The sequence below is a fragment of the Stenotrophomonas muris genome, from assembly GCF_052751275.1.
Map to the genome: position 1 here is coordinate 1,160,604 of NZ_CP199879.1, position 23,614 is coordinate 1,184,217.

Genomic DNA, 23,614 nt, shown 5'->3' on the forward strand with positions numbered 1-23,614 from the left:
ATGAAACAGCATCGCATCGCCCGCGCCGGCCAACATGCCGCTACGCTGGGCCTGATCCTGGGGATGGGCCTGCTGGCCGCCTGCCGCAGCCATGCGCCGGCCACCGACGGTCCCGTCGAAGCCACCGCCGTGCAGTTCCCGGAGGCCTCCAGGGCCTCGTTGAAGGAAGGCATCTATCCGGACGCCGCCGACCTGCGCCGCTTCGCGCCGGGCATGAGCAAGCGGCAGTTGTACACGCTGCTGGGCACGCCGCATTTCAATGAAGGCATGTGGGGCGTGCGCGAGTGGAACTACCTGTTCAACTTCCGCACCGCGCAAGGTGCGGAGTATTTCACCTGCCAGTTCCAGGTCCGCTTTGACAGCAAGGGCATTGCCCAGGCGGGTTACTGGAAGCCGGAATCGTGCGCGGCCGTGCTGGAGCCGCCGCGGCCACCGGTCCCGCCGGCACCGGCACCGGCACCGCTGCCGGAACAGCCGCTGCGGCTGTCGGCCGACGCGTTGTTCGGCTTCGACAGCGCGGTGCTGAGCGCGGAAGGGCAGCAGGCGGTGCAGGGCATCCTGGCGCAGGTACGCGAAGCCGCACAGGTGCAGTCGATCAGGGTGACCGGCTATACCGACCGTATCGGCAGCGCCAGCTACAACCAGGCGCTGTCGCAGCGCCGCGCCGAGGCCGTGCGCAGCGCGCTGGTGCAGGGCGGCGTGCCTGCGGCCAGCATCAGCGCCGAAGGACGCGGCGCGGCTGAGCCGATCGTGCAGTGCGGGCAGCGCAACCGGCGCGAGCTGATTGCCTGCCTGGCGCCGAACCGGCGCGTGCAGATCGCCGGGATGGCACAGCCACGTTGACCCTCCTGCGCCGGGGCGGTGCCCCGGCATCCCGAGTCCCCCCTGACCGCCGGCAGGCGTGGCAACGTCTCCCCCGTCGTCCACGCCTGCCTGCGGCTCAGGTCTTCAAACGGTGCACGCGATGAATGCCCAATTCCTGCCACTCTCCATGAAGACGGAAGCTACGCTCAGCGTGTACGGCCAGCTCGGCAACCATGCCGTGGTGCGCATCCCGGGCCGGCGCCTGCCCGGCCTGATCCTGCAGGCCGATACCGTGGCAGGGTTCCTGGCCCAACTGCAGGAAGCACAGGCCTGCCTGCGCAGCGGCCGCGCACAGCGCACCGACGCCGAGCTGGACATGCTGATCGACGTGCTGCAGCAGTGGTACGCCTTGATCGAATCGCGCCTGGCCGACGCCGGCGAGGCGCTGTAAAGAAAAAGGGGACGGAGGGGATTAAGTCGTTTCCTGCACACGCGGGGCAAGAACGACTTAATCCCCTCCGTCCCCTTTTCCTACGCGCGGGCGCGGACCAGCCAGCAGGCGGCATCCACGCGTACGCGGTCGCCTTCGATGAACGGCGCGAATGCAGCCAGCGCCTGGTGGCGAAGCACGGTGGCACGGGCTTCCGGCATTGAGCGCAGGGCCAGCCCCAACGGGCCCAGCTGGCCGACATAGGTGGGCAGGTCTTCGCGGGCGATCGAGCAGGGCAGGTCTACCGCAACCACCTCCACATCCTTCCAACCGGCGGCCCGCACAAGCCGCTGTACCTGCCCGCCGTCGGCAAAGGCGAACTGTCCCGGCGCGCCGGGTACCCGGGGCGGCAGATCCAGTGCATCGCCGATGGCGCGCTCGGCCGTGGTCATGAATGGATTCTCGTCGGCACTGCGCCAGGCGATGAAGCGCAGCCCAGCGCCGGGTGTCGCGGCACGATGCAGGTTGGCGAACGCGGCCTGGCTGTCCTCGAAGAACATCACGCCCAGCCGCGACTGGATCCAGTCGAAGTGCGCGGACGGCAGAGGATGGCGCTGCGCGTCTGCCACGATGAAGTCCGCGTCCAGTCCCGCAGCCTCGGCGCGCTGGCGGGCCAGCGCCAGCATCGGCGCGGAGATGTCCAGGCCGGTGCTGTGTGTCGCTGGGCGTGCGGCGGCTGATGCCAGCAGGCTGGCACCGGTACCGCAGCCTACATCCAGCAGTTGCGTGACGGTCTCCGGAAGTTCGGCCACCAGCAGGTCGGCCATGGGCTGGAACAGGCCATCGAGAATGGCCTGCTGCGCAACCCAGACCTGGCCGCCAGGACCGTTCCACAGGGCGCTCTGATCAACGGGGGGTGTACGGGTCATGGTCTTGCCTTGCAGGGAAGTCGCCCATAGGTTGGCGCTTGAAGGTCACTTGAGGTCAAGCCCGTGCGTGAACTGGATATCGGCGAAGTGGTCAAGCGCAGTGGCGTGCCGGCCTCGACCCTGCGTTACTACGAACAGCTTGGGCTGCTGCAGGCAGTGGGCCGTCGCGGCCTGCGCCGGCAGTACGACGAGCAGGTGCTGGAGCGGCTGGCACTGGTCGGCCTGGGCCAGGCGGCCGGGCTGTCGCTGCAGCAGATCGGCGCATCGCTGCCGCCGCAGCGCGGATGCCTTACGCTGGATCGTGAGGCCCTGCTGGCGCAGGCTGATGTGCTGCAGCGGCAGATCATCCAGCTGCAACGGGTGCGCCGGCACCTGCAACGTGCGGCGGCCTGCCCGCAGGCAGAGGATGCCCGGAAGTGCGGCTCGTTCCGGAAGCTGCTGCGGGCACAGCAGCGCATGGCGGGTGGGTGAGGGAAGCGTATCCACGCATGGCGTGAATCCACTGCAGCACGACCTCGGCAGATCCACGCCCTGCGTGGATGATTCAGTCGCGGGTGCTGACTTCCCACGTGGCATGCAGCACCCCCGGCACGTGCTCCATCCGTGCCAGCACCAGATCCAGCTCGTCGGCACTGACCGCAGTACTGACCAGCACCGCGATCACGTCGGTAGGCGCGTCGGCATGCTCGACCACCTGCACATCGCCCACCGGATACTGCGCGGCCTCCAGCGCATCGACCAGTCGCTCGCGCACCCGCGGTACGGCTTCGGCATCCACGCTCAGGCGCACTTCGTAGGTGGCTTCGGTCGCCGCCTCGTTGATCGGGATGCGGTTGATCGCATTCACCAGCGGCCGCAGCAGCGTGTTGCCGGCGATGATCAGCACGGTCAGCAGCACGCCCTCGGCCAGCATGTCCGCGCCGGTGCAGCTGCCGACCGCCGCCGAGCACCACAGGGTGGCGGCGGTGTTCAGGCCGCGCACGTTCATGCCTTCCTTCATGATCACGCCGGCGCCGAGGAAGCCGACACCGGAGACCACGTAGGAGATCACCCGTACCGCCTCGGCGCTGCCGGCGATGCGCATGCCCAGGTCGACGAAGGCGGCGGCGCCCACTGCCACCAGCACGTTGGTGCGCAGGCCGGCGGTGCGTTGCCGGTACTGGCGCTCGGCGCCGATCAGCGTGCCCAGCACGAAGGCGGCCAGCAGGCTGACCACGGTGTCGGCGAAGGGACCGGCCTGGAAGGTCTCAATGAAGCGCATGGCCGGAGTCTACCCGGTCGAGGTGACAGTAGATCCACGCCATGCGCGGATTTCGAAAGTGTCAGAAACGACTTAATCCCCTCCGTCCCCTTTTTGCGGGGTCAGTCCGTGTCGTCGACGCGCTCGCCCATCAGTTCGCGCTGGCGCTTGTCCAGTTCCTCGGCGTAGCGCTTGCGGACGAAGGCTTCAGAGACCACGCCCAGGACCTGGCCGTCGGCGGCGACCACGGCCAGTTCATCGGCCTGGGTCTGGTCGAAGCGCTGCATCACGCTGACCACGTCCGCGGCCGGTGACAGTGACACGTCCCGGTTCTCGGCCAGCTCGCCGATCATGGTCTCCGGCTTCACGCCGTCGCCGTAGACGCGCGGAATCTGCACGATGCCTGCGTAATGGCCTTCGCTGTCGATCAGGATCACCCGGCTGCCCGAACCCAGCGGGAAGCGCTGGCGGAACGTGGTGGCATCGAGATCGGCCGGCGCGGTAGCCACGCCCTTGCGCATCAGCCGGCCGGCGTTGAGGTTCTGCACCCAGCCCACGTCGCGTGCGCTCTTGATGGTCTCGCCGCGCAGGTGCATGCGCCAGGTCGAGAACGAATAACCGAACCACTGCCGTACCAGCGTGCTGGAGACCAGCACCGCACTCATCACCACGCTGGTCAGCAGGAAGTCGTGGGTGCCTTCCAGCACCAGCATGGCCATGGTCATCGGTGCGCCGACCACGGCGGCGGCCAACGCTGCCATGCCAGCCAGCGCGGCGGACGTGGCATCGATCACCGGCACACCAGTGGCCATCGCCAGCAGGCCGGCGAACAGGGCGCCGACCAGGGTGCCCATGAACAACGAGGCGAAGAACAGGCCGCCGCGGAAACCAAACCCGAGCGAGATGCCCGAGGCCAGGCACTTCAGGGTCAGCAGGCCGCCGATCCAGATCAGCGGCAGGTGCGTGGTCAGGTCCAGGTGCAGCGCGCCATGGCCGGACGACAGCACCTGCGGGCTGGCCAGGGCCAGCGGAATCAGCAGCAGGCCGCCCACCACCGGCCGACCCCAGGCAGGCAGCGGGCTGCGCTTGACCGTGCCTTCGATCGAGGCGATCAGCCGCATCACCGCGATGCCGACCATCGCGCAGCAGCAGCCAAGCAGGCCGTAAATGGCGTAGTCGGCGGCGCGGACATCAATCGTCGAGGCAGCCGGCAGCAGGTAGGGCTCGATGCCGGCCTGGTCGGCCACGAATGCACCTGCCAGCGCGGCCACCGCCACTGGCGCCAGTGCGGCCGGGGTGTAGGCGCCGATGACGATCTCGAAGGCGTAGAACGCGCCGGCCAGTGGCGCCCCGAAGGCGGCCGCGATGGCACCGGCGGCACCGGCGCCGACCAGGATGCGCACGTCGTTGCGGCGCAGGCGCATCACCCGGCCCAGCTGCGAGCCGCTGCCCGCTCCCATCTGCGTATACGAAGCCTCCAGCCCGACCGAGGCGCCGCAGCCATTGGACAGCAGGGTCTGGGTCAGCACGATGAGGTTGTCGCGCATCGACATGCGCCCGCCATGCAGGGCATTGGCTTCGACCGCATCGAGCAGGGGCCGCTTGAGCCGGGTCGCGGCCAGGCTGACCAGGCCGACCAGCAGGCCACCCAGCGGCAGCACCAGCAGTGCGGTCCAGGTCAGCGCGGGCAAGGAGCTCAGGCGCATGCCGTCGTCCAGCCCGTACAGGGTGCCCTGCAGCCAGCGTGCGATCCCGGACTGCAGCAGGGTCAGGTAGCCGGCGATCAGGCCGACCAGCAGGGCAAGCGCGATGAACCACAGGTCGCTGCCGCGCAGGCGCAGGCGCAGGCCCTGGAAGGCCAGATGCAGGCGCGATGGCGAAACAGGCAGTGACATGGTGGCGGCATGATACGCCGCCACCGTGTTCGCCGCCGTCACTGCATCGGGCGGTTACCGCGTCAGAAGCGGTAGCGGCCCTGCACGTAGAAGGTGCGTGGCGCAGCCACCATGCGGCCGGCGTTGCCATCGACGTTGCGGGTGTACCAGCGCTTGTCGGCCAGGTTGTTCACGCCCAGCGCGATCTCGCTGTCGTCCAGCCCCGGCACCTGCCAGGCCACCTGCGCGTTCCACAGGCGCACGCCCGGCACGCGGCCCACGCGCGCGTCAGCGGTTTCTTCCCAGGTGTTGGCGGCATCGGAGAACTGGCCGCTCTGGTGGGTGCTGGAGACATTGAAGGTCCAGCCGGCCAGTGCGTAGCGGGCGCCGACGCTGTCGGTGTCGCGCGAGTAGAAGGGCACGTCCAGGCCGCGGTTGTCACCGGACTGCTGGGTCGCCTGGGTCCAGGTGTAGTTGGCGTACAGCTCCAGCCCGGCCAGTGCACTGTCCTGGGCGAAGTGGTACTCCAGCGCGCTCTCCACGCCCTTGTGGTCGGTGGCGCCGATGTTCTGGAAGGTCGGTGGGGTGATCCCCGGCACCTGCAGGATCTGGTTGTCGAAGCGCATCTTGAACACGGTCACTTCCGCGCGCAGTGCGCCGTCCTGCCAGCGCGCGCCCAGTTCGGCGGTCTTTGCCACTTCCGGTTTGAGCGGATTGCTGGCGGTCTGGGAATTCAGCTGGATGTTCTGCACCGGCCCGAACGAGGTGGTGTAGTTACCGAACACAGTCAGCCGCGGCGTCAGCAGGTAGGCGATGTTGAGCGAGGGCAGGGCCTTGTCGTTGCGGCTGCTGAAGGTCGCCGTGCCACCGGCCTGGCGGCGGTCCATGTCGATCCATTCCATGCGCACGCCCGGGGTGATCCGCCACTGGCCGATCGCGATGCGGTCGTCGATGTAGAACGCATGGGCATCGGTCGCGTTGTCGAAACGGGTGGTGGCACTGGCCACGCCGGTGCGGCGGCTGACGGTGTCGCTGCGGTCGTTGCCGCGCTCGCGCAGGAAGCGGTAGCCGGCGGTGATGTCGTGCACGCTGGCGCCCCAGTGCAGGCGCTGGGTGTAGCGCGGCTCGATGCCAAGCACGCGGTAATCGCGCGGCTGCACGGTCAACTGGGTATTGGCCGTGTTGATCAGCGAGCTGGCGCGGCTGCTTTCGTTGTAATAGGCCAGCACCTCGAACTCGCTGTTGGCCGACAGCGTGTTGGTGTAGCCCAGGTCGATGCCGGTGCGGTGGCCCTTCCAGAAATCGGTGGAGCGGGTGTTCTGGAACGGGTCGGCCTCGTATTGCGCGCGGGTCAGGCCGCCCGGGGTCAGCGAGCGCACATCGTAGTACGACAGCTTGGCACGCAGTTCCTGCTGCGCGTCGATGGCATAGGCGAACTTCAGCGCCAGGTCGTTGAAGCGGTCATCGCTGCCCTGGCGCCAGCCACGCCCGTCCTGGCCGGAGTACAGCAGGGCCGCGCCCAGGCCGTTGTCGCCGGTACCGCCGAGGAAGGCGTTGTACTGGGTGCTGTCACCGCCGCCATGGTCGTAGGCGGTGTAGCGCACGCCCGCTTCGCCGTGCAGGCCTGCCTCGGTGGGAATGGCGCGGGTGCTGAAGTTGATGATGCCGCCCACGTTCTGCGGGCCGTAGCGCACCGCGCCGCCGCCGCGCACCACGTCGATCGATTCGATGTTGGACAGGCTGGTCGGCGCGAACGACAGCTGCGGCTGGCCATACGGCGCCACCGCCAGCGGTACGCCGTCCAGCAGTACGGTCGAGCGCGGCGAGTAGCGCCCGGTCAGGCCGCGCACGCCGATGTTCAGCGAGACCGAGCTGCCGGCCGTACCGGAGTTGTCGGTGACCTGCACGCCGGGGATGCGGCGCATGGCATCGCCGATGCTGGCCGCGCCGCTGGCCTCGATGCGCTGGCGGTCGACCACCGTGCGCGCGCCGGCGAAGCGCTTCACGCTGTCATGCAGGCCGGTACCCAGCCAGCTGCCAGAGACCTGGATGCTGTCGAGCGTGGTAGCGCCGTCCTGGGCGAAGACGCTGGCGGCCGGAAGCAGGCACAGGGTGAGGGCGGCGGCCAGGGGCAGGCGGGCCGGTTGCAGGGCGTGGATGGGCATCGGTGCAGGCTGTGGAAGGTCGTAAATGAGAATTATTGCTGATTCGATTCGCCAATGGAATGCGCGTCGGGTTCATGCCGTTGACCCGGTGGTAGAGTGGGCGATTGCTTCCTGACTCGCCGAGATCCGCCATGTCCCAAGCCGCCTTCTACCCCGTCGGAACCCCTGGCCAGCCGTGGGGAGCGGCGGAACGGGAGCTGTGGCGTGGTCGCCAGCAGCGCCTGCGTCGCTATGACCAGGAGGTGCTGCCGCGCATCGAAGCGCTGGCCTCGCGTTTCGACAAGGTGGCCTATGGCCAGCTCGACTACGCTGGCGAGACCTATACGTTGTTCGCCCTGCGCAGCCGCGACTGGAACCCGGCGCTGCCCGCCGCGCTGGTTACCGGTGGCGTGCACGGCTATGAGACCAGTGGCGTGATGGGCGCGCTGGAGTTCCTCGAGAAGCACGCCGCCGACTATGCCGGCAAGGCCAACCTGCTGGTGGCGCCGTGCGTGAATCCGTGGGGCTTCGAGCGCATCAACCGCTGGAACTTCGATGCGATCGACCCGAACCGCAACTTCCGCGCCGATGGCCCGGCCCGCGAGTCGACCGCGCTGATCGAGCTGGTTGCACCGATCAAGGGCCAGTTCGTGCTGCACATCGATCTGCACGAGACCACCGACAGTGATGAAAGCGAGTTCCGCCCGGCGCTGGCCGCGCGTGACGGCAAGCCGTTCGAGCCGGGCCTGATTCCGGATGGCTTCTACCTGGTGGATGACAGCGAGGCCCCGCAGCCGGCGTTCCAGCAGGCGGTCATTGCCGCCGTGGAGAAGGTCACCCATATCGCCCCCGCCGACGACAAAGGCGAGATCATCGGTTCGCCGGTGATCGCCCACGGCGTGATCGAGTATCCGCTGGTGAAGCTGGGCCTGTGCGCCGGCATTACCGGCGCGAAGTACACCACCACCACCGAGGTCTACCCGGACAGCCCGCGGGCCACCCCGCAGCAGTGCAACGACGCACAGGTGGCAGCGGTGTGCGCGGCACTGGATTACGCGCTCGCCCATCGCTGACAGATAAAAAGGGGACGGAGGGGATTAAGTCGTTTGTGCCCCAGTACCGCCGGGGCACAAACGACTTAATCCCCTCCGTCCCCTTTTTCACCCCAACGCGTCGGCCCACCAGAGTGCGGCTGGGCCTGGCGGCGTGTCGCGTCGCCACAGCAGGTCGCTGTGGATGCGCCGCGGCCAGCCCGGCAGCACCAGTTCCACCAGCCGCCCACGGTCATAGCGCTGCACCAGCGCCCGCGGCAGTTCGGCCCAGCCGATGCCGTCCTCGGCCATCTCCATCACCATCAGGTAATCGGTGGCGGTCCACGCGAGGCCGGTGACCAAGCGGGTCTGATCGACTTCCGCGCTCAGGCGCACCTGCCGATGCCGTGCCAGTTGTGCGGCGGCGCGACGCCCGGCGCTGGCCAGCGGGTGTCCGCGCGCCACGTACACCGACAGTTCGCTGTGGTGCGCCAGCGGCCGCGCCACCAGCCCATCGGGATAGCGCTCCTGCCTGGGCAGCAGGCCCAGCGCGGCGCGGCCGCCGCTCACCCGTTCCAGCACGTCCTCGCCTTCGGCATCCAGCCACTCCAGCTCGATCTCCGGGAACGCTTCGGCGAAGCGCTGCAGGATCCGCTGCTCCGGATCCAGCTGGTAGACATCGGAAAACACCACGGTCAGGCGCGGCTCGACCGGCGCGGACAGGCGCACGCTCAACTGCTGCAGGCGCGCATCGGCGGCCAGGATCTCCTGTGCGTGGCCCAGCACCTGGCGCCCGGCCTCGGTCAGCCGCGGGTAGCGCCCGCTGCGGTCGAACAGGCTCACGCCGAGGTCGGCTTCCAGGTGGGCAATGGCGGTGCTGACCGTCGACTGGGTCTTGCCCAGCCGCCGTGCCGCGGCCGAGAACGAGCCCAGCGCGGCGGCTTCCACGAAGGCCTGTAGGGATTCAGGGGAATAGGGCATTGATCCATCGCTCCTGTCGATGGAATCCATTTTGATACCACCGTAAAAGGCGATGATACTAACCCCCGTCGCCCCTGTCTGCGAGGGGCGTTCCGGACCCTCCACGCGCGGCGTGGATCCATTGATGAGGCGGCGCGGTCCCCGTCCTGCAAGGAGTTTCACATGTCCCGTACTGTTCCCGCCCGTGGCGCGCTGGTCGCCTGGGCCTGCCTGACCGTGGCGATCGTCGCCGAAGTGGTCGGCACCTCGTTCATGGCCCACGCCGCCCGCGATGGCGGCTGGACCGGTTATCTGATCATGGCCGGTGCGCTGGCGCTGTCCTACTTCTTCCTGGCGCAGTCGGTGCGTCGCATCGCGGTGGGCGTGGCCTACGCGGTATGGGAAGGCCTGGGCCTGACCCTGCTGACCGTGGTCGGCCTCACCGTGTTCGGCGAGAGCCTGTCACTGCAGCAGCTGGCCGGCCTGGTGCTGGCGGTGGTGGGCATCGTCTGCGTCACCCTCGGGGAGGCACACTGATGAATACCCTGGCTCTGTTTTTCGTGATCTGTTCGGCGCTGATCGATGTCGCCGCGAACATGATGGTGGCCAAGTCGGAAGGCTTCCGCCGCTGGCGCTGGGGTGTCGCTGCGATCGTCATGGTCTGGATCGCCTTCGCCCTGCTGGGCCAGGCGGTGCGTTACATGGACCTGGCCACCGCCTATGCGATGTGGGGTGCGATCGGCGTGATCGGAACCGCCACCTGCGGACGCCTGTTGTTCGGCAACCGCCTGCGTCCGATCGGTTGGATCGGCATCGGTCTGGTCACTGCGGCGGTGCTGCTGCTCAGCACCGCCAAGTAGCAACGGGTCTTTTCGCGGGCGTGGCGGCACCGGTGCGGGCGATTTGCGAAGTCGCCCGCGCTCGCCGACACTGCGGCTTTCCACAAGGAGTGCCCGCATGTTCAGCCACATCACCGTTGGAACGAACGACATGGACGTCGCGCATCGCTTCTACGATGCCCTGTTCGCCGCGATGGGGGCACGTCCGGGTGTGTTCGACGAAAAGGGTCGGCTGCTGTACTTCAAGGATGGGCGGATGTTCGGCGTGACCGCGCCGATCGATGGGCAGCCAGCGTGCCATGCCAACGGCGGCACCATCGGTTTCAGTCTGGGCAGTGCAGAGGCCGTGCGTGCCTGGCAGGAAGCTGGCGTGGCTCACGGTGGTACCGCAATCGAAGATCCGCCCGGCGTCCGCAACATGTCCGGTCGGCAGGTGTTTCTGGCCTATCTGCGTGACCCGGATGGCAACAAGCTGTGTGCGGTGCATGTAATGTCGTGATCGGACAGGATGCGCGTGGCCGCGCCGCGGCCCGCGCGGGCAAGGTTGCGCTCCGGCGCGCGCGTGATAACACGGAATGGTGGGCCGGGCCTGTGACCACAGGCCGCAACTTCATGCTCTGTCCACTGCGGTTCAGCCAGAATCGGTCGGCTAACCCTTTGATCTACCGGAGAACGCCGCCCCATGGATGTACTGGAGCCGCAACAATCCCCGGTGCGCACCCTTCGGCCTGTGTTCGCCTTTGCGGCGATCGTTGTCGTGGCGTTCGCGCTGTTCGTCAGCCTGTTTCCGCTCGGTGCGGGCCGCCTGCTGGTCAAGGCGCAGGACTGGGCCGCACTCAATGTCGGCTGGTACTACCTGCTGGCGATGACCCTGTACCTGGTGTTCGTGGTCGGTGTGGCGCTGTCCAAGTATGGTGGCATCAAGCTCGGCGCCGACCATGATGAGCCGGAGTTCAGCTATCTTTCCTGGGCCGGCATGCTGTTCGCCGCCGGCATCAGCATCACCCTGTTCTTCTTCTGCGTCTCCGAACCGCTGACCCACTACCTGCAGCCGCCGCAGGGCGAACCGGCGGCGGGCGAGGCCGGGGCGCGCCAGGCCATGCAGCTGCTCTTCCTGCACTGGGGCCTGCATGGCTGGGGCGTGTTCGCACTCGCAGCGATGGCGATGGCCTACTTCGCCTATCGCCACAACCTGCCGCTGGCGCTGCGCTCGGCGCTGTATCCGCTGATCGGCAAGCGCATCAACGGGCCGATCGGCTACACCGTGGACGCGCTGGGCATTGTCGCCACCGTATTCGGCATCGGCGCCGACATGGGCTTCGGCGTGCTGCACCTCAACGCGGGCCTGTCGCACCTGTTCAACATCCCGCACTCCAACCTTGTGCAGATCATCCTGGTGGTCAGCATGATGGGCGCGGCGGTGGCCGTCGCGGTTTCAGGCGTGGAGAAGGGCGTGCGCTGGATGGCCAACATCAACATGCTGCTGGCGATCGCGCTGGTGCTGTTCATGCTGTGCGCCGGCCCCACCCAGTACCTGCTGAGTACGCTGATGCAGAACCTGGGCGACTACCTGGGCAGCGTGGTCGGCAAGAGTTTCGATGTGTACGCCTATGGCGGCCGGCCGGAATGGCTGGGCGGTTGGACGGTGTTCTACTGGGCCTGGTGGATCGGCTGGGCGCCGTTCGTCGGCCTGTTCATCGCGCGCATCTCGCGTGGCCGCACCATCCGCGAATTCGTGTTCGGCGTGCTGCTGATCCCGCTGGGCTTCACCCTGGCCTGGCTGTCGATCTTCGGCAACAGCGCGCTGGACCAGGTGCTGCACCACGGCCAGCAGCAGCTGGCGCAGCTGGCGGTGGATGACCCACCGACCGTGCTGTATGCACTGTTGGATGGCTACCCGTGGAGCCGCACGGTGATCGCGGTGACCGTGCTGGTCAGCTTCATCTTCTTCGTGACGTCGGCTGATTCGGGGGCGGTGGTGTTGTCCACGCTGTCCTCGCACGGCGGCGCGCCGGAGGATGATGGTCCGCGCTGGCTGCGCGTGTTCTGGGGCACGGTGATCGCGGTGCTGACCGCCGGGCTGCTGCTGGCCGGCAGCATCGATGCACTGAAATCGGCGGTGGTATTGGCCTCGCTGCCGTTCTCGGCGGTGCTGCTGCTGATGATGTGGGGCCTGACCCGCGCCTTCAGTGACGAATCGCACCGCAAGCGCGCGCTGCAGTACCGGCCCTCGCCGCTGATCGGTGACGATCGCCACCATCAGGGCTGGCGCCAGCGCCTGAGCCAGGCCATGCACTTCCCGGTGCGCGACCAGGTCTACCGCTTCATGGATGACACGGTGAAGCCGGCGATGGAAGCGGTGGCCGAACAGCTGCGCGGGCAGGGCTGGGACGTGGCCACGCGCTTCGAGGCCGGCGACATGGAGCTGACGGTGAACCATGGCGAGCAGCAGGATTTCCTGTACCGGGTGATCCTGAGTGGCTACCTGACCCCGTCGTTCGCCGCGCAGCAGCTGCGCAACCAGCGCTACTACCGCGCGGAAGTGCATCTGTTCGAAGGCAGCCAGGACTACGACCTGGTCGGCTACAGCCGCAAGCAGATCATCAACGACATCATCAGCCAGTACGAACGGCACCTGCAGTTCCTGCACCTGAGCCGGTGATGCGGTGGGTGCGGACCGTTGGTCCGCACACCCCAGCAGAGCCGAGCCCATGCTCGGCTTCCTGTTGCCGAAGAGCAGCCGAGCACGGGCTCGGCTCTACAGGTGGCGCATCAGAACCGGTAGCGCGCGCCCAGCGAAACGAACTGCCCGCGCAGGTTGTACTGGCTGATGTCGAAACCGTTGGAGCCGCCGGCCGGGTCGAACGGCGGGTCCTTGTCGGTCAGGTTCAGCACCGACAGCGACAGCGTGGTGTTGGGAATGCCTTCGTACGCCACGTACAGGTCCAGCTGGTGATACGGCTTGACGCGGTCGCGCAGGCCCGGATTGCTGGTGGCCGTCGCCACGCGCTGGTCGTAGCCGCTCACGTACTGCAGGCTCAGCGTGCTGCTCCAGTCGCCCACCGCCCAGTTCAGCGAGGTGGTGCCGCGCGTACGCGGCAACGCGCCGTGGCGATTGTTGCCAGCCCCCTCATACGGCGCCTGACCGGCTACCAGCGGTTGCTTGAAGCTCAGCAGGTGGGTCCAGCTGCCGGCCACGGTGAAGTTGCCCCAGCCCTCGGTGCGGAAGGTGTGGTTGGCGTCCAGGTCCAGCCCGGAGGTGGTCAGTTCGCCCTGGTTGGCGTACCGGTTGGTGATGAACTGGATGCGCCCCTGCGCATCACGCTGTACACGGCCGGGGAACAGCGTCGGGTTGTCGACGATGAACTGCGCGCTGTCCGGCTTGACCAGGTTGTCCTGCTCGATGCGGTACCAGTCCAGGCCGATGCTGGTATCGCCATCCGGTGACCACACCGCGCCCACGTTGAAGTTGCGCGAGCGTTCGGCCTTCAGGTCCGGGTTGCCGGTGCGGATGTTGGTCACGCCACGGCTGCCACCGGGCTGCAGCGGATCCAGCGGATCGATCACCGAGCCGTAGCTGACGGTCTGGCCTGGCGCGATTTCCGGCAGCGAGGGGGCGCGGAAGCCGCGCGAGAACGAACCGCGCAGCAGCAGGCTGTCCAACGGCTGCCAGCGCAGCGCCAGCTTCGGCGAGAACGCCTTGCCGAAATCATCGTAGTGGTCGCCGCGACCAGCCACCTGCAGCTCAAGCGTGCGGTGCAGCGGCACGCTCAATTCGGCGTAGGCGGCGCTGACCTGGCGCTCGCCGTTGACCACGTTGATGGCCGGGCGCAGTTCGGTGCCCGACAGCACCTGTGCACTGGTGCGCGCATCCAGTGACTCCTTGCGGAACTCGGCACCCCAGGCGAAGCCGACCGCACCGGCCGGGAGGTCCCACAGCGAGGTCGAGGCCTTGACGTTCAACGCGTGCAGCTTGTACCAGCCTGGCCGCTTGGTCTGCAGGCGCAGTGCATCCAACGCGCCCGGCGTGCTGGACGGATTGAGGAAGTTGTAGCTGCCATCGCGCAGGATCTGCTCGAACGCGTAGCGGTTGACGAAGTTGTCGACGTATTCGCGCTGCGCGCTCTGCGAGGTCAGCGCCGCCACTTCCCAGTCCCATCGCTCGCCGCTGCCGCGCACGCCGGCCAGCGCACGGTAGAACACCTGCGTGTTGTCCTTCAGGCGCGGGCCGAGATCGAAGAAGGTGTACTCGAACGGCAGCGGCGCGCTGCCCGGGTTGTTCGGGTGGCCGACCGGCAGCACCGCCGGCACGTCGATCAGGGTGCCGGTGGCCGGGTTGTAGGCACGCAGGCCCGGGCCGACGGTCAGCGGCGCGCTGAAGATCTGGTCGGCCTTGTTGTGGCTGTACAGTACGTCGGCGAAGGCTTCGACGCTGTCGTTGAAGCGGTAGGTCGCGCTCAACGACGCCTGCAGGCGCTCGGCGCCGGGCTGCAGGGTCTTGAACGGCTGGGCGTTGAAGGCGCAGGCCTGGCCGGGCAGGGTGCTGCCGAAATCGCTGTACGGGCGCAGCTGGCTGCCATCCGGGCAGTTGGCGAACGGTTGCGGTGCGCGCGGGTTGGACAGCCAGTTGCCACCGGCGGTGGACCAGCCGGCCAGGCGGCCACCGGGCTTGTCGCGGAAATCGCCGCTGCGGGTGTAGGCACGCTGGTCGGCGTCGAGGCGATCACGCTTGAGCAGGTCCAACCCGAACAGCACGTTCCAGCCCTGCTGTTCGAGATCACCGAAGCCGGCCAGCAGGTTGGCCTTGTGCTCATCGAGGCCGCCCTGGGTGGCGGTACCGAAGCCGCCGCCGACTTCCACGCCCTGGAAGTTCTTTCGCAGGATGATGTTGATGACGCCGGCGATGGCATCGGAACCGTACACCGCCGAGGCGCCATCCTTCAGCACTTCGATGCGTTCCACTGCGCTGATCGGCAGCGCGTTGAGGTCAACGAAGGTGTCCTGCGTGTTGAGCGCAAAGCCGAAGTTGGACACGCGATAGCCGTTGACCAGCACCAGCGTGTTCTTCGGCGACAGGCCGCGCAGGCCGATCGATGCAGAACCGGCGGCGAAGCTGCCGGTGTACTGCTCGTCGAAACTGTTGCCGGCATTGGCCGACAGGTTGCGCAGCACGTCGGTGAGGGTGGAGCGACCGGTCTGCTCGATCTGTTCGCGACTGACGATCTGCACCGGGTTCGGCCCGGCGGTGTCGCTGCGCTTGATGTTGGAGCCGGTCACCAGCACGGTGCCCAGGGTGGTGCTGTCCTTGCCGGCATCGGCGGTTTCAGCGGCGCCGGCAGCGCCGGCGGTGAGGCCCAGCGCGATCGCGCCGGCAAGCAGGTTCAGGGTGGTGCGGTACATGGAAGCGACAACGCCGAACGGGGGAGGAGCCGTCAGTACCGCATGCAGGCAAGTACGCCTTCCAATGACGAAAGCGCATTCAGTTATACATCACAGGTTCTTAACGAACTGACTCGGTGGGTGCGGACCGTTGGTCCGCACTCCTCCTGGGGGTCAGATCCCTTTCCAGCGGAAAGGGATCTGACCCCGGTTGTCCAGCGGAAAGGGATCTGACCCCGGTTGTCCTACCCTCAAGGCCGCAGCAGCACCTTGCCGTTGCGGCCCGAACCGGCGCCCGCCTTCGCTGCCTGGGTAATGTCGTCCAGTGCGAAGATCTGCTCCACCGGCAGGGTCAGTTCGCCGCTGGCCGCACGCTTCAGCAGCTCGCCGACCAGCCGGCGCTTGTCCTCCACCGCCATCGCCTGGCTGACTTTGCTGCCCCAGAAGCCCTTCACCGTGGCCTCCCTGTAGATCAGGCCACCGGCGGGAATGCGCATCGGCTCGCCGCTCATCACCCCGAACGACACCAGCGTGCCGTGGTGGCCGAGCAGGTCGACCAGGTCACCGCTGGCGTCGCCGCCGATGGAATCCACCGCGGCCGCGGCCTGTGCTTCGCCAGTCGCTTCACGCACGCGATCCTTCCAACCCTCCACCGAGGTGTCGAACACATGATCGATACCCAGCGCCTGCAGTTGCGCGACGGCATCGGCATTGCGCACCAGGTTGGCCACATGCACGCCACGCGCCCGCGCCAGCATCGCCAGCGACTTGCCCACCGCGCCATTTGCGGTGTTCTGCACGATCCACTGGCCTGCTTCGACGTGCAGGAATTCCAGCAGCATCAGCGCGCTCAGCGGCATGGCGATCAGCTGCGCGGCCATTTCGTCGGGGATCGCCTCGGGCATCGGAATCACCATGCGTGCCGGTGCAATGAACGCTTCGGCCCAGGTGCCATGCACCGAGGCGGCGGCCACCCGCTGGCCGATCTGCAGGCCGTCGACGCCTTCGCCGAGTGCATCGACCACGCCCAATGCTTCACTGCCACCGATCGCCGGCAGTGTCGGCTTGTAGCCGTAGAGGCCGCGCACGGTCAGCAGGTCGTGATTGTGGATCGAGGCCAGCACGGTGCGGATGCGCACCTCGCCGGGGCCGGGCTCGGGGAGGGTGGCATCGGCAATGGCGAGGACGTCGGCCGGGTTGCCGAAGGAAGGGTACTGGGCAGCGCGCATGGGCGGTGTTCCGCGGAAAGTTGATGTTGTACCGAACTGGGGACGCAGGCGCTGTCGACAAGGCGCCGCAGGTGCAACACGGCATCCTGCGACTGATCGTCGCGGCATGTCGTGATTGCCGCATCTTGTGTTGACGGTTCCGATTATCCCCACTATGTTGTGGTCGTCACTCCCGGTCAGCCGCCGCCGCCGGACACGCAGCAAACGTCCCGCGGCCCGCCCCTGAAGGCTTGCCGTGTCGACGCGGCCGCCATCGTGCGGACCCAGATCGCCCCCACGGCCCGGATACCGGCCGCAGGCGCAGGCTGTTGCCGACGATCTGGTGTTCCCGCGCTTTGGCATCCCACCCCGACCGCCCCGTGCGCCGGTATCGCGTGCAGGGCCGCCATGGCATCGACCGCCAACGCGCGTGCGAGCCTGGAGCTTCACCACCATGACCGACAGTACCTTCCGCGTGGCCGATCTGGCCGGCGCTGGCGACGCCTTGCGCGCCGGTGGCGAGCGCGTGCCGACCTGGATCACCAAGGAGGCCGGCAACCGCCGCCTGCCATTCGACGCCGGGCGACTGCAGCGCAGCATCGATGCGGTGCACGCCGAGTTCCCGCAGCTGGATGTGAGCGACTACCGCCGCGTGGTGCAGGCAATGGTCGAGCGCAAGCCCAGCATCAGCGCCGATGACCTGGTCGATCTGCTGATCCGCGAGGCCGAATCGCGCGTGGACCTGGTCGCGCCGGAGTGGGAGCAGTTTGCCGCGCGCATCTACCTGCGCCGCCTGTACAAGCGTGCCAGCCGCAACCGCTTCTACGATGTCGGCCTGAAGTACGGCTCCTACGTGGGCCTGCAGGAAAGCCTGGCTGACCGCGGCATCTACAGCAACGACATCCTGCGCTGCTACTCGAAGGAAGAACTGCAGCAGGCCGGCGGGATGATCGACCCGGAACGCGACCGCCTGTTCGCCTACAACGGCCTGTACCTGCTGGCCACGCGCTATCTGGCCAGCGACCGCAGCCGCGAGGTCTATGAGCTGCCGCAGGAGCGTTGGCTGACCATCGCGCTGTACCTCATGCAGGAAGAAAAGCCGCGCGAGCGGCGCATGCAGCTGGTCGGCGAGGCGTACTGGGCGCTGTCCAACCTGTACATGACGGTGGCCACGCCGACCCTGGCCAACGCCGGCAAGGTCGGGGGGCAACTGTCCAGTTGCTTCATCGACACGGTGGACGACAGCCTGCAGGGCATCTATGACTCCAATACCGACATCGCCCGCGTGTCCAAGCACGGCGGCGGCGTGGGTGCCTATCTGGGCTATGTGCGCAGCAGCGGCGCGCCGATACGGGGCGTGCCCAATTCCTCCGGCGGCGTGGTGCCGTGGATCAAGCAGCTCAACAACACCGCAGTGTCGGTCGACCAGCTTGGCCAGCGCAAGGGCGCGGTGGCGGTGTACCTGGACATCTGGCACCGCGACATCGAAGCCTTCATGGACCTGCGCCTCAACAACGGCGACCAGCGCCTGCGCGCGCATGATGTGTTCACCTCGGTGTGCGTGCCGGACCTGTTCATGGAAGCAGTCGAACGCCGTGCCGACTGGTACCTGTTCGACCCGCACGAGGTGAAGCAGGCCAAGGGCTGGTACCTGCAGGACTTCTACGACGAGAAGCGCGGCGCGGGCAGCTTCCGCGACCGCTACGCCGAACTGGTGGCCGACGAGCGCATCAGCCGGCGCACGGTGAAGGCGATCGATCTGTTCAAGCGCATCATGCTCAGCCAGCTGGAGACCGGCAACCCGTTCCTGTTCTACCGCGACGAGGTCAACCGCCGTAACCCGAACAAGCACGCCGGCATGATCTATTCCAGCAACCTGTGCACCGAGATCCTGCAGAACATGAGCCCGACGCGGATGATCCAGGAGATCGTCAGCGGCGACCAGATCGTCACCACACGCCGCGCCGGCGACTTCGTGGTCTGCAACCTGTCTTCGATCAACCTCGGCCGCGCGATCCATGCGCCGGATGACCTGCTGGCCACCGATGTGCTGGAGCGCCTGATCCCGATCCAGGTGCGCATGCTGGACAACGTGATCGACCTCAACGCACTGCCGGTGCCGCAGGCCACGATCACCAACCGCAAGTACCGCGCCATCGGACTGGGCACGTTCGGTTGGCACCACCTCCTGGCGCAGCAGGCGATCCAGTGGGATTCACCGGATGCCGAACAACTGGCCGACCGCCTGTATGAGCGCATCAATTTCCTGACCATCCAGGCCAGCGCGCAACTGGCGAAGGAAAAGGGCAGCTATCCGATGTTCACCGGCAGCGATTGGCACAACGGGCGTTACTTCCGTGATCGCGACTACACTGGCGCCGCATGGGACAGCCTGGCGCGCGAGGTCGCCACGCACGGCCTGCGCAACGGCTGGCTGCTGGCGGTGGCGCCGAACATGAGCACCGCGCAGATTGCCGGTTCCACCGCATCGATCGACCCGATCTACAGCGCGTTCTACTACGAGGAAAAAAAGGACTTCCGGCGGCCGGTGGCAGCGCCGGGGTTGTCGCTGGAAACCTGGCCGTACTACGAGAAGGGGGCGTACAAGGTCGACCAGTTCGCCAGCGTGCGCCAGAACGCGCGTCGCCAGCGCCATGTTGATCAGTCGATCAGCTTCAACCTGTACGTGCCCAGCACGATCCGCGCCAGCACCCTGCTGGAGCTGCACCTGAGCGCCTGGCGTGAAGGCCTGAAGACCACGTACTACGTGCGCTCCAACGACATCGACATCAGCGAATGCGAGTGGTGCGCCAGCTGACCGCTGCGGCCCCTGTAGCGCCGAGCCCACGCTCGGCTCCGACGCGAAGAGCAGCCGAGCATGGGCTCGGCTCTACATCTGCAACGCACGTAATACGAAGGTAGACGACCATGGCAACACCCCTCGACCGCATCAAGATCCTCGAACCGCGCCATCCCAACCGCAGCACCGGCATCATCAACGGCCGCACCAGCGGGATCCTGAACTGGAATGACATCCCGTACCCGTCGTTCTATCGGGCCTACAAGGAGCTGTCGACCAACTTCTGGATCCCCGACGAGGTCGACATGAAGGCCGATGCGCGCCAGTACGGCGAGCTGTCCGGGCGCGAAAAGAACGCCTACGACTCGATCATCGGCCTGCTGGCCACGCTCGACTCACCGCAGACGCGCTTCATCTACAACGTGGCCGAGTACATCACCGACCCGGCCGCGCATGCCAATGCCGCGATCATCGGCCAGCAGGAAGTGATCCACAACGAGAGTTACAGCTATGTGCTGGCCTCGATCACCGACCTGCCGAACCAGAACCGCGTATTTGAACTGGCGCGCACCCATCCGACCATCATCAAGCGCAACGCGCCGATCATGGGCGCGTATGACGACTTCATGCGCGAGAAGACCGCCGAGACCCTGTTGAGGTCGTTGATCCAGTCCTCGATCCTGGAGGGCATCAACTTCTATTCCGGATTTGCGTACTTCTACAACATGGTGCGGCAGAACCGCATGACCGGCACCGGCAAGATCATCAGTTTCATCAACCGCGACGAACTGGCCCATACCAAGTTCATCAGCGAGCTGATCCGCGCCATCATCGGCGAGAACCCGGAGCTGCAGACCAACGAGCTGACCGCCTATGTGCACCAGGCGTTCGAGCACGCCATCGAACTGGAAACCCAGTGGTCATCGGAAGTACTGGACGGCATCGATGGCATCGATGTGGAGGAAATGACGCGCTACGTGAAGTACCGCGCCAACAAGATGGCCGGCATGCTCGGCATCGAGCGCCTGTACAGCGACACCACCGACAACGTGATGCCGTGGATCAAGGCCTACGCTGACAACTTCACCGAGACCAAGACCGACTTCTTCGAGATGCGCAATGCAAGTTACAAGAAGACCAACGTCGACAACGGCTTCGACGACCTCTGAGTCCGGCACGGCGCTGAGCATCCTGCTGGTGGTGGCCTCACTGAGCGGCAACACCCGCGAGCTTGGCCGGCAGATTGCCGAGCGTTGCCGCGCTGCAGGCCATGCCGTGCACTGGCAGGAGGCCGACGACCTGCAGCAGGCGCCGTCCCTGGCGGCCGACGAGGCCGACCTGGTGCTGCTGGGCTGCTGGACCGACAACGCCGGCCGCACGCCTTCGGAGATGAAGGCATGGGTGGCTGGCATCGCCGAGCGCGGCGAGCGGCCGCGGCAGCTGGCGGTGTTCGGTACCGGTGAGACACAGTGGGGGCAGGAGTACTACTGCGGTGCTGTGCACCGGCTGATCCGCTACTTCCACAGCGACTATCCGCCGCTGGAGATCGAACAGATGCCGCATGGCGAGCGCCATGCCGCGGCCATCGAGGCTTGGACCGATGCGGTCCTGGCCCATTACTGGAGCAACAGCGATGCAGATCATCGACGCCACCACGCCTGAGCAGTTCCAGCAGCTGCTGGCCGAACACCCGCGCGTACTGGTGGACTTCCACAAGGACCAGTGCCCGGGGTGCCGGATGCTGGAGATGTCGCTGCACCGGGTGGCCAACAGCGTCGCGGGGCAGGGCACCACGCTGCTGCGCGTGCAGCTGGAGGTGCTGGGCGAGGCGTTCTTCAGGGAACTGGGGCTGCGGCAGACGCCGACGCTCTCGCTGTTCCGTGACGGGGACGAACGTACCCGCCTGGCAGGGTTCCAGTCGCCGCAGCAGATCGAGGCCGCGATTGCGTTGCATCTGTAGAGCCGAGCCATGCTCGGCTGCTGTTCGTGCGGTGTGCGATGAGTCGAGCATGGCTCGACTCTACACAGGCGTCCCTGGTACTTCGCGCTATGCGCCGTTGAGGGTGTCCACCAGCAGCTTCACGTTCAACACCACGATCACCAGCGCGATCACCCAAGCGATCGCGCCCAGCCAGCGCGGTGCGACCAGCGCGCCCATCGTCACCTTGTCGGTCACGATCCGTACCAGCGGGATGATCGCGAACGGCAACTGCATCGACAGCACCACTTGGCTCAGCACCAGCAGCTTCACCGCGCCCTGGTCGCCGAACAGCAGGATCACCACCACCACCGGGATGATGGCCAGCGCACGCGTGATCAGCCGACGCAGCCACGGCGGCATTCGCAGGTGCAGGAAGCCTTCCATCACGATCTGGCCGGCCAGCGTGGCGGTCACCGTCGAATTCAGGCCCGAGGCCAGCAGGGCCACCGCGAACAACGTCGCCGCCGCGCCCACACCCAGCATCGGTGCCAACAGCTGGTGCGCCTGCTCGATGTCTTCCACATCAAATCGGCCATTGGCATGGAACACCGCCGCCGCCAGGATCAGGATGCTGGCGTTGATGAACAGCGCCAGGGTCAGCGCGAGGGTGCTGTCGGTCACCGCCCAGCGCAGCGCACTGCGGCGGCCTTCATCGGTACGTGGGTAGGCGCGGGTCTGCACGATGGACGAATGCAGGTACAGGTTGTGCGGCATCACGGTGGCACCAATGATGCCGATCGCGATGTACAGCGCGTGCGGATCGGTCACCACCTGCGCGCGCGGAATGAAGCCGCCCAGCACCGCCATCACCGGCGGCGCAGCCATCGCGATCTGCACCACGAAGCAGGCGAAGATCACCATCAGCAGCGCGATCACGAACGCTTCCAGCGCACGGAAGCCGCGGTTCATCAGCAGCAGCACCAGCAGCGTGTCCAGCGCGGTGATCACCGCACCCCACAGCAGTGGCAGATCGAACAGCAGTTTCAGTGCGATGGCGGTGCCGATCACCTCGGCCAGGTCGCAGGCGATGATCGCCGCCTCGCACAGCGCCCACAACGCCAGGTTCACCGGCTTGGGGTAACGCGCGCGGCAGGCCTGCGCCAGGTCCATGCCGGTGGCGATGCCGAGCCGCGCCGACAGCGCCTGCAGGATCACCGCCATCAGGTTGGAGATGAGGATGACCGACAGCAGCAGGTAGCCGAAGCGCGAACCGCCGGCGAGGTCAGTGGCCCAGTTGCCAGGGTCCATGTAGCCGACCGAGATCATGTAGCCCGGGCCGAGGAAGGCCAGCAGGCGGAGCCACCAATGGCCCTTGTCGGGCACCGCGACCGAGGCGTTGAGCGCACCCAGGCTGGCCGGAGTGGAGGCCGAAGGGTCGCGGGGCGCCAGGGTGTTCATGGGTCCGAATATAGCTCCTGCTATAGTCATTAGCAATGTGAAACAATCGTCTTTATCGTGTGACTGGTCCAGAATTCAGGTTCAACACCGGATTGCACCGGAAGGACAGGCGCAGGCGTGGGCAAGACCGACGATTCGACATCGCTGAAAAGCACCCCCTTGATCGAGGCCGAGCGCCAGGTCGAGAGCTTCCGGCAAGTGCGCGAGGCGCACCGGATGGAACTGGTGGAGGACTATGTCGAGCTGATTTCGGACCTGCTGGCCGACGGCGGCGAGGCCCGCCAGGTCGACATCGCCACCCGACTGGGCGTGGCCCAGCCCACCGTGGCGAAGATGCTGCGGCGCCTGGCCCGTGATGGCTGGGTGGTACAGCGGCCGTACCGTGGCGTGTTCCTGACCCCGGAAGGCGAGGCGCTGGCCCACGCCAGCCGCCAGCGCCACCAGACCGTGGAGCGTTTCCTGCTGGCGCTGGGCGTGGACGCGGATACCGCGCGGCGCGATGCCGAGGGCATCGAGCACCATGTGAGCGAGCAGACGCTGGCCTTGTTCGAAGCCTTCGTGCGCAAGGCCGAGGGCGAGGCGCCGTAACGGTAGCAC

The 23,614-nt window shown here is 67.0% G+C and carries 21 protein-coding genes; 13 read left to right on the forward strand and 8 right to left on the reverse strand.

The features are described from left to right. Both ACUVWL_RS05165 and ACUVWL_RS05170 read left to right on the forward strand, forming a co-directional pair. A complete protein-coding gene (locus ACUVWL_RS05165) occupies positions 1-843 on the forward strand; it encodes an OmpA family protein (RefSeq protein WP_329768148.1) in 843 nt (280 codons plus the stop codon). Positions 844-991: 148 nt separating this feature from the next. Then, on the forward strand, positions 992-1,255 hold the full coding sequence (locus ACUVWL_RS05170; protein WP_223224455.1) for a DUF6959 family protein: 264 nt from the start codon (positions 992-994) through the stop codon (positions 1,253-1,255). A gap of 80 nt (positions 1,256-1,335) precedes the next feature. Here the strand turns inward: ACUVWL_RS05170 and ACUVWL_RS05175 are convergent, their stop codons facing one another. Continuing rightward, positions 1,336-2,163 carry a class I SAM-dependent methyltransferase gene (locus ACUVWL_RS05175; protein WP_445978882.1) on the reverse strand — a complete coding sequence of 276 codons (828 nt, stop codon included), beginning with the start codon at positions 2,161-2,163 and terminating at the stop codon, positions 1,336-1,338. Positions 2,164-2,226: 63 nt separating this feature from the next. Between ACUVWL_RS05175 and ACUVWL_RS05180 the strand changes: the two genes are divergently transcribed. Beyond that, positions 2,227-2,634, forward strand: coding sequence for a MerR family transcriptional regulator (locus ACUVWL_RS05180; RefSeq protein WP_046431094.1), 408 nt, complete (start codon positions 2,227-2,229; stop codon positions 2,632-2,634). A 73-nt stretch (positions 2,635-2,707) separates the two neighbouring features. Here ACUVWL_RS05180 and ACUVWL_RS05185 read toward each other — a convergent pair whose 3' ends face one another. The 3 genes from ACUVWL_RS05185 to ACUVWL_RS05195 form a co-directional block, all read right to left on the reverse strand. Continuing rightward, positions 2,708-3,424 (reverse strand): MgtC/SapB family protein, encoded by a 717-nt coding sequence (locus tag ACUVWL_RS05185; protein ID WP_014647448.1) that lies wholly within the window; start codon positions 3,422-3,424, stop codon positions 2,708-2,710. 101 nt (positions 3,425-3,525) lie between these two features. Continuing rightward, positions 3,526-5,298, reverse strand: a complete 1,773-nt coding sequence (locus ACUVWL_RS05190) for a chloride channel protein (RefSeq protein WP_227864338.1) — start codon at positions 5,296-5,298, stop codon at positions 3,526-3,528. A 62-nt stretch (positions 5,299-5,360) separates the two neighbouring features. Then, positions 5,361-7,442 (reverse strand): TonB-dependent receptor family protein, encoded by a 2,082-nt coding sequence (locus ACUVWL_RS05195; protein WP_445978883.1) that lies wholly within the window; start codon positions 7,440-7,442, stop codon positions 5,361-5,363. 131 nt (positions 7,443-7,573) lie between these two features. Between ACUVWL_RS05195 and ACUVWL_RS05200 the strand changes: the two genes are divergently transcribed. Then, positions 7,574-8,494: a M14 family metallopeptidase gene (locus ACUVWL_RS05200; RefSeq protein ID WP_046431082.1), complete on the forward strand. Its 921-nt coding sequence runs from the start codon at positions 7,574-7,576 to the stop codon at positions 8,492-8,494. Positions 8,495-8,581: 87 nt separating this feature from the next. Here the strand turns inward: ACUVWL_RS05200 and ACUVWL_RS05205 are convergent, their stop codons facing one another. Further along, positions 8,582-9,433, reverse strand: a complete 852-nt coding sequence (locus ACUVWL_RS05205; RefSeq protein ID WP_014647444.1) for a LysR family transcriptional regulator — start codon at positions 9,431-9,433, stop codon at positions 8,582-8,584. A 162-nt stretch (positions 9,434-9,595) separates the two neighbouring features. Between ACUVWL_RS05205 and ACUVWL_RS05210 the strand changes: the two genes are divergently transcribed. The 4 genes from ACUVWL_RS05210 (at position 9,596) to betT (ending at position 12,913) form a co-directional block, all read left to right on the forward strand. Continuing rightward, positions 9,596-9,949, forward strand: a complete 354-nt coding sequence (locus tag ACUVWL_RS05210; protein WP_010485170.1) for an SMR family transporter — start codon at positions 9,596-9,598, stop codon at positions 9,947-9,949. After that, entirely contained in the window at positions 9,949-10,272 is a 324-nt protein-coding gene (locus ACUVWL_RS05215) for a DMT family transporter (RefSeq protein ID WP_014647443.1), read from the forward strand. The genes ACUVWL_RS05210 and ACUVWL_RS05215 overlap by 1 nt, the downstream gene beginning before the upstream one ends. A gap of 97 nt (positions 10,273-10,369) precedes the next feature. Continuing rightward, positions 10,370-10,750, forward strand: coding sequence for a VOC family protein (locus tag ACUVWL_RS05220; RefSeq protein ID WP_046431075.1), 381 nt, complete (start codon positions 10,370-10,372; stop codon positions 10,748-10,750). A 183-nt stretch (positions 10,751-10,933) separates the two neighbouring features. Continuing rightward, positions 10,934-12,913: a choline BCCT transporter BetT gene (gene betT / locus ACUVWL_RS05225; protein ID WP_049407437.1), complete on the forward strand. Its 1,980-nt coding sequence runs from the start codon at positions 10,934-10,936 to the stop codon at positions 12,911-12,913. Between the two features lie 110 nt (positions 12,914-13,023). On the opposite strand, the gene ACUVWL_RS05230 is transcribed toward betT, so the two are convergent. Beyond that, entirely contained in the window at positions 13,024-15,651 is a 2,628-nt protein-coding gene (locus ACUVWL_RS05230; protein ID WP_046431072.1) for a TonB-dependent receptor, read from the reverse strand. A gap of 230 nt (positions 15,652-15,881) precedes the next feature. Further along, positions 15,882-16,859 carry a zinc-binding dehydrogenase gene (locus tag ACUVWL_RS05235; protein WP_445978884.1) on the reverse strand — a complete coding sequence of 326 codons (978 nt, stop codon included), beginning with the start codon at positions 16,857-16,859 and terminating at the stop codon, positions 15,882-15,884. A 433-nt stretch (positions 16,860-17,292) separates the two neighbouring features. Between ACUVWL_RS05235 and ACUVWL_RS05240 the strand changes: the two genes are divergently transcribed. The 4 genes from ACUVWL_RS05240 to ACUVWL_RS05255 all read left to right on the forward strand — a co-directional run bounded on the left by ACUVWL_RS05240 (position 17,293) and on the right by ACUVWL_RS05255 (position 21,598). Further along, a complete protein-coding gene (locus tag ACUVWL_RS05240) occupies positions 17,293-19,656 on the forward strand; it encodes a ribonucleoside-diphosphate reductase subunit alpha (protein ID WP_046431067.1) in 2,364 nt (787 codons plus the stop codon). 110 nt (positions 19,657-19,766) lie between these two features. Then, a complete protein-coding gene (locus tag ACUVWL_RS05245) occupies positions 19,767-20,807 on the forward strand; it encodes a ribonucleotide-diphosphate reductase subunit beta (protein WP_445978885.1) in 1,041 nt (346 codons plus the stop codon). 13 nt (positions 20,808-20,820) lie between these two features. Further along, positions 20,821-21,300: a flavodoxin gene (locus ACUVWL_RS05250; protein ID WP_041864216.1), complete on the forward strand. Its 480-nt coding sequence runs from the start codon at positions 20,821-20,823 to the stop codon at positions 21,298-21,300. Then, entirely contained in the window at positions 21,272-21,598 is a 327-nt protein-coding gene (locus tag ACUVWL_RS05255) for a thioredoxin family protein (protein WP_005409967.1), read from the forward strand. The genes ACUVWL_RS05250 and ACUVWL_RS05255 overlap by 29 nt, the downstream gene beginning before the upstream one ends. An 87-nt stretch (positions 21,599-21,685) precedes the next feature. Here the strand turns inward: ACUVWL_RS05255 and ACUVWL_RS05260 are convergent, their stop codons facing one another. After that, complete coding sequence (locus tag ACUVWL_RS05260) at positions 21,686-23,017, reverse strand: Nramp family divalent metal transporter (RefSeq protein WP_445978886.1); 1,332 nt, start codon at positions 23,015-23,017, stop codon at positions 21,686-21,688. Positions 23,018-23,134: 117 nt separating this feature from the next. On the opposite strand from ACUVWL_RS05260, the gene mntR reads away from it, so the two are divergent. Continuing rightward, the gene (mntR, locus tag ACUVWL_RS05265; protein WP_014647435.1) at positions 23,135-23,605 is read left to right on the forward strand and encodes a manganese-binding transcriptional regulator MntR; all 471 of its coding nucleotides are present in this window, start codon (positions 23,135-23,137) and stop codon (positions 23,603-23,605) included. Positions 23,606-23,614 lie beyond the last annotated feature (9 nt).

Bases quoted from the DNA above. Each gene is read 5' to 3' on its own strand.
- ACUVWL_RS05165 (WP_329768148.1), top strand. From the start codon at position 1: ATGAAACAGCATCGCATCGCCCGCGCCGGCCAACATGCCGCTACGCTG.
- ACUVWL_RS05170 (WP_223224455.1), top strand. From the start codon at position 992: ATGAAGACGGAAGCTACGCTCAGCGTGTACGGCCAGCTCGGCAACCAT.
- ACUVWL_RS05175 (WP_445978882.1), bottom strand. From the start codon at position 2,163: ATGACCCGTACACCCCCCGTTGATCAGAGCGCCCTGTGGAACGGTCCT.
- ACUVWL_RS05185 (WP_014647448.1), bottom strand. From the start codon at position 3,424: ATGCGCTTCATTGAGACCTTCCAGGCCGGTCCCTTCGCCGACACCGTG.
- ACUVWL_RS05190 (WP_227864338.1), bottom strand. From the start codon at position 5,298: ATGTCACTGCCTGTTTCGCCATCGCGCCTGCATCTGGCCTTCCAGGGC.
- ACUVWL_RS05195 (WP_445978883.1), bottom strand. From the start codon at position 7,442: ATGCCCATCCACGCCCTGCAACCGGCCCGCCTGCCCCTGGCCGCCGCC.
- ACUVWL_RS05200 (WP_046431082.1), top strand. From the start codon at position 7,574: ATGTCCCAAGCCGCCTTCTACCCCGTCGGAACCCCTGGCCAGCCGTGG.
- ACUVWL_RS05205 (WP_014647444.1), bottom strand. From the start codon at position 9,433: ATGCCCTATTCCCCTGAATCCCTACAGGCCTTCGTGGAAGCCGCCGCG.
- ACUVWL_RS05210 (WP_010485170.1), top strand. From the start codon at position 9,596: ATGTCCCGTACTGTTCCCGCCCGTGGCGCGCTGGTCGCCTGGGCCTGC.
- ACUVWL_RS05215 (WP_014647443.1), top strand. From the start codon at position 9,949: ATGAATACCCTGGCTCTGTTTTTCGTGATCTGTTCGGCGCTGATCGAT.
- ACUVWL_RS05220 (WP_046431075.1), top strand. From the start codon at position 10,370: ATGTTCAGCCACATCACCGTTGGAACGAACGACATGGACGTCGCGCAT.
- betT (WP_049407437.1), top strand. From the start codon at position 10,934: ATGGATGTACTGGAGCCGCAACAATCCCCGGTGCGCACCCTTCGGCCT.
- ACUVWL_RS05230 (WP_046431072.1), bottom strand. From the start codon at position 15,651: ATGTACCGCACCACCCTGAACCTGCTTGCCGGCGCGATCGCGCTGGGC.
- ACUVWL_RS05235 (WP_445978884.1), bottom strand. From the start codon at position 16,859: ATGCGCGCTGCCCAGTACCCTTCCTTCGGCAACCCGGCCGACGTCCTC.
- ACUVWL_RS05240 (WP_046431067.1), top strand. From the start codon at position 17,293: ATGACCGACAGTACCTTCCGCGTGGCCGATCTGGCCGGCGCTGGCGAC.
- ACUVWL_RS05245 (WP_445978885.1), top strand. From the start codon at position 19,767: ATGGCAACACCCCTCGACCGCATCAAGATCCTCGAACCGCGCCATCCC.
- ACUVWL_RS05255 (WP_005409967.1), top strand. From the start codon at position 21,272: ATGCAGATCATCGACGCCACCACGCCTGAGCAGTTCCAGCAGCTGCTG.
- ACUVWL_RS05260 (WP_445978886.1), bottom strand. From the start codon at position 23,017: ATGAACACCCTGGCGCCCCGCGACCCTTCGGCCTCCACTCCGGCCAGC.